This is a genomic window from Streptococcus mitis, from assembly GCF_001074635.1.
Taxonomy (GTDB): Bacteria; Bacillota; Bacilli; order Lactobacillales; family Streptococcaceae; genus Streptococcus; species Streptococcus mitis_E.
Window position 1 is genome coordinate 1 of record NZ_JUQO01000080.1, and the last position, 4756, is coordinate 4756.

General features: G+C 38.3%; 5 protein-coding genes. All 5 read left to right on the top strand.

Features of this window, described 5'->3' with window-relative positions; all coding sequences use genetic code 11:
- Positions 1–139: 139 nt before the first annotated feature.
- Complete coding sequence (hprK, locus tag ADI58_RS03500) at positions 140–1075, top strand: HPr(Ser) kinase/phosphatase (RefSeq protein ID WP_049521482.1); 936 nt, start codon at positions 140–142, stop codon at positions 1073–1075.
- Complete coding sequence (gene lgt, locus ADI58_RS03505; RefSeq protein ID WP_049521483.1) at positions 1068–1856, top strand: prolipoprotein diacylglyceryl transferase; 789 nt, start codon at positions 1068–1070, stop codon at positions 1854–1856. Before hprK ends, lgt begins: the two co-directional genes overlap by 8 nt.
- On the top strand, positions 1857–2240 hold the full coding sequence (locus ADI58_RS03510; RefSeq protein ID WP_049521484.1) for a DUF948 domain-containing protein: 384 nt from the start codon (positions 1857–1859) through the stop codon (positions 2238–2240).
- 15 nt (positions 2241–2255) lie between these two features.
- Positions 2256–2651 carry a YtxH domain-containing protein gene (locus tag ADI58_RS03515; protein ID WP_049521485.1) on the top strand — a complete coding sequence of 132 codons (396 nt, stop codon included), beginning with the start codon at positions 2256–2258 and terminating at the stop codon, positions 2649–2651.
- 397 nt (positions 2652–3048) lie between these two features.
- A partial coding sequence (locus ADI58_RS03520; protein WP_049521486.1) for a YSIRK-type signal peptide-containing protein occupies positions 3049–4756 on the top strand: 1708 nt, incomplete at its 3' end.

Consider the following 4756-nt stretch of genomic DNA (forward strand, 5'->3'; position numbering starts at 1 on the left):
AGCAACCTGCGGCTAGTTTCCTAGTTTGCTCTTTGATTTTCATTGAGTATAAATAAATACTCCAAAGCCTGCAAAAATCTGAAACTTCCTCCTACAATTTGATATAATAGTAAAAAGAACTCGATTGAAGGAGGAAATGATGTCGGTTTTAGTAAAAGAAGTGATTGAAAAGCTTAGACTAGACATTGTCTATGGCGAACCAGAATTGCTTGAAAAGGAAATCAATACAGCGGATATTACGCGACCTGGTCTTGAAATGACAGGTTATTTTGACTACTATACGCCAGAGCGGATCCAGCTCTTGGGGATGAAGGAGTGGTCTTATCTGATTAGCATGCCTTCTAACAGCCGTTATGAAGTTTTGAAAAAAATGTTTCTACCTGAGACACCTGCGGTCATTGTTGCCCGTGGTTTGGTGGTTCCAGAGGAGATGTTAAAGGCAGCCAGAGAATGTAAGATTGCTATTTTAACCAGCCGTACAGCTACTAGTCGTTTGTCTGGAGAGTTATCTAGTTATCTGGATTCTCGTTTGGCAGAACGGACCAGTGTGCACGGTGTCTTGATGGATATCTATGGAATGGGTGTCTTGATTCAGGGCGATAGTGGAATCGGTAAGAGTGAGACAGGTCTAGAGCTTGTCAAACGTGGTCACCGCTTGGTAGCTGATGACCGGGTCGATATCTTTGCCAAGGATGAGATTACTCTTTGGGGTGAACCGGCTGAAATCTTGAGACACCTGATTGAAATTCGTGGGGTTGGGATTATCGATGTTATGAGTCTCTACGGTGCGAGTGCGGTCAAGGATTCTTCACAGGTTCAGCTTGCTGTCTATTTGGAAAATTACGATACGCATAAAACTTTTGATCGTCTTGGCAACAATCCAGAGGAACTTGAAATTTCTGGTGTAGCCATTCCTCGTATCCGCATTCCAGTTAAAACAGGTCGTAATATTTCTGTCGTGATTGAGGCAGCTGCCATGAATTATCGTGCCAAGGAAATGGGCTTTGATGCGACCCGTTTGTTCGAAGAACGGCTGACAAGTCTCATCGCTCGAAATGAGGTGCCAAATGCTTGATCCAATTGCTATTCAACTAGGCCCCCTAGCCATTCGTTGGTATGCCTTGTGTATTGTGACAGGCTTGATTCTTGCGGTTTATTTGACCATGAAAGAAGCGCCTAGAAAGAAGATCATACCAGACGATATTTTAGATTTTATCTTAGTAGCCTTTCCCTTGGCTATTTTAGGAGCTCGTCTCTACTATGTCATTTTCCGTTTGGATTACTATAGTCAGAATGTAGGAGAGATTTTTGCCATTTGGAATGGTGGTTTGGCCATCTACGGTGGTTTGATAACTGGTGCCCTTGTACTCTATATCTTTGCTGATCGCAAACTTATCAACACTTGGGATTTCCTAGATATCGCGGCACCTAGCGTCATGATTGCCCAAAGTTTGGGGCGTTGGGGTAATTTCTTTAACCAAGAAGCCTATGGTGCAGCAGTGGATAATCTGGATTATCTACCTGGCTTTATTCGTGACCAGATGTATATTGAGGGGAGCTACCGTCAACCGACCTTCCTTTATGAGTCTCTATGGAATCTACTTGGCTTTGCCTTGATTCTGATATTCAGACGAAAATGGAAGAGTCTCAGACGAGGTCATATCACTGCTTTCTACCTGATTTGGTATGGTTTCGGTCGTATGGTCATCGAAGGCATGCGGACAGATAGTCTCATGTTCTTTGGCCTTCGAGTGTCTCAATGGCTTTCAGTTGTCCTTATCGGACTGGGTATTTTTATCATTCTATATCAAAATCGAAAGAAGGCCCCTTACTATATTTCAGAGGAGGAAAATTAAATGTTAGAAGTTGCATATATTCTTGTAGCCTTTGCTTTGATTGTCTTTTTAGTGTATCTTATCATTACTGTACAAAAGCTTGGCCGTGTTATTGATGAAACAGAGAAGACGATTAAAACCTTGACTTCAGATGTAGATGTGACCTTACATCATACCAATGAATTGCTGGCTAAGGTCAATGTCTTGGCAGATGATATCAATGTCAAGGTAGCAACGATTGATCCACTCTTTAGTGCTGTTGCAGATTTATCTCTATCTGTTTCAGACCTTAATGACCATGCGCGTGTCTTGAGCAAGAAAGCTTCATCAGCTGGTTCAAAAACACTCAAGACTGGTGCAAGTTTGTCAGCTCTTCGTCTTGCAAGTAAATTTTTCAAAAAATAACAAAGGAGAATCCTTATGGGTAAATTATCCTCAATCCTTTTAGGAACCGTTTCAGGTGCAGCTCTTGCCTTGTTTTTAACAAGCGATAAGGGCAAACAAGTTTGCAGTCAGGCTCAAGATTTTCTAGATGATTTGAGAGAAGATCCTGAGTATGCCAAGGAGCAGGTCTGTGAAAAACTGACAGAAGTTAAGGATCAGGCTATAGATTTTGTTCTGAAAACCAAAGAACAGGTTGAGTCAGGTGAAATCACTGTGGACAGTGTACTTGCTCAAGCCAAATCATGTGCCCGTCAAGCGACAGAAGCATCAAAAAATCAATTCAATAATTTCAAGGAGCAATGGCAAGAAAAGGCCGAAACTTTTGATGAATCAGAAGAGATTGTGATTGATATCAAAGAAGAAAAAATCTAGATTTGACAGAGTTGGATAAAAATCCAATAGTAGTTGCAAATCTAGTAAATTATATAAGATAAAACGCATAGTATTAAGGTTTTCAAGACCTGATATTATGCGTTTTTTGATTTTGAAAACTTTTTGACAAACCTTTTTTAAAACACATGAGTGTTATGATTTTTTATGGTATAATGGCAGTGTTGAAAGTAAAATATTTACATTTTTTTATATTTTACTGATATTTTAGTAATATTAAGCAATCCATTTTTCTATGATTAGAAATCAATGTAGTAGCTTATAATCAAGTAGAGGAAAAGCTCTAAAATTTTAGTCAAGAAATGATCTAGTTTTCTGTCAAGGCAAAATATTAGAACCCTCTATTTTGTAAAAAATAGTTAGAAAGAAAGTTGGTAAAATGAAAGATATTTTTAATAAACGTCAACGTTTTTCGATTCGAAAGTTTTCTGTTGGAGTGGCTTCTGTATTAATAGGAATTGCCTTGTTTACACCATCTCAGGGAGTGCTTGCTTCTACGGAAAATTCTCTACCTTCTGTGGAGAAAAGAGAAGAAGTGCAACCTATACCAGGTAATCAAAATAATACTTCTTCTGAGTTAGATACCAGAGATGTTCCAATAGGATCTACAAGGACTACAGAACCCGTCACATCTGGGGATAAGGAAAATAATAGCTTGACCACCAGGGCTTCCGTGGCGGGTGAAGACAGATCAAGCACTCCAGCGGTGAGAGCAGCATCAAATCCTTCCGAGGTTAAAAAGTATGAATTAACTGATGAGTATGCTAAGCAAATAAAAGCAGGAGTAATCGGTTCAGAAGGTAATAAGCTTGATAGTTTATTGTTAAACGGCCCTCAATTAAGTCCAGAAGCTTATACAGATAATGACTACTTGAAGGATAAAGAAGAACTTTATATTTATGAAAAAGACGGGAAAAAGTATGTAGGCTATAATAGTCATCCTATGTTAGAAGATACTGATGGTGATGGTATTATTGATAGTGACGAAAAGTCAGATGAAAAATTAAAATGGAATGTCAGTGAGCGCGATATGATTATGTTCATGGAATTGTCCTACCGTGATGATGATTATATTGATAAAGTTTTAAATAATAAGAAGCAATTAACAGAGGCGGATTTATACAAAAAGAAAGGCGAAAGTAAACCACGCTATGAATACATGATGATGAATAGGGAGTTGGGGCCTTATTGGGAAAGGAAAAAAAGTTATCATACCTCTAGCGGACTAGATGCTGTCTTGTATGAAACTAAGAGTGATTTCTTATATTTACCAAATGGAACTGCACAAGTGTTAGCATTTCGTGGAACAAGTGATGTGAAAGATATTAAAGCAGATATAACTCTGGGGACCGGAGGAAATCCTCAACAGGGGATAGATGCAGAAAATATCATGCGTGAACTAGCTAAAGATAAGAGTATTACCAATCTTTATTTGACAGGCCATTCTTTAGGAGGATATTTAGTACAACGGGCAATGGTTGAAGCCTATCAGTTGGCATATTCTGACAGCAGAGTCATGTCTACTAAAGAACAGCTGGCTTATAGAAACTTTTATAATAATGTATTAAAAAAAGGAACAACATTTAATGCCCCAAAAGTAGTGACAAGTTTGGTTTCCAAACGTGAATTTTGGCAGAAAGGTTTAGACAGTAAAAAAATAGCTAAGTCAGGGAAATTGACTCATTATATTGTTGATAATGATTCGACGATAAGAAAAGGTGTCAGCAATGATAGTGATGTTGTTATAAATGTTGGACGAACCAGTGGAGGTCATAGTTCACGTTCTTATTTTGAAGCCGATATGATTAATAGACGATCAGAGTTTATATCTGGGAAACGAATTTCTTTAGATGGGACAGGTTATCAAGATAAAAAAATTACAACAGTTAAATCTGTAGAAAAAGTTGGAGAAACTGCTGTATATAGTAAACGCGGAGATGACATCATTAAGTCAACAACTGTGAGTATGAAAGATCCTGATACAGGACAGACTACTAAAAATACACTTGATGAAGTGTTCAAGAAAGATGGGGTGAAAGATAAAGTAGAAGTAGAAACAATCCCATCCCCAGTAAAATACGAAAAAG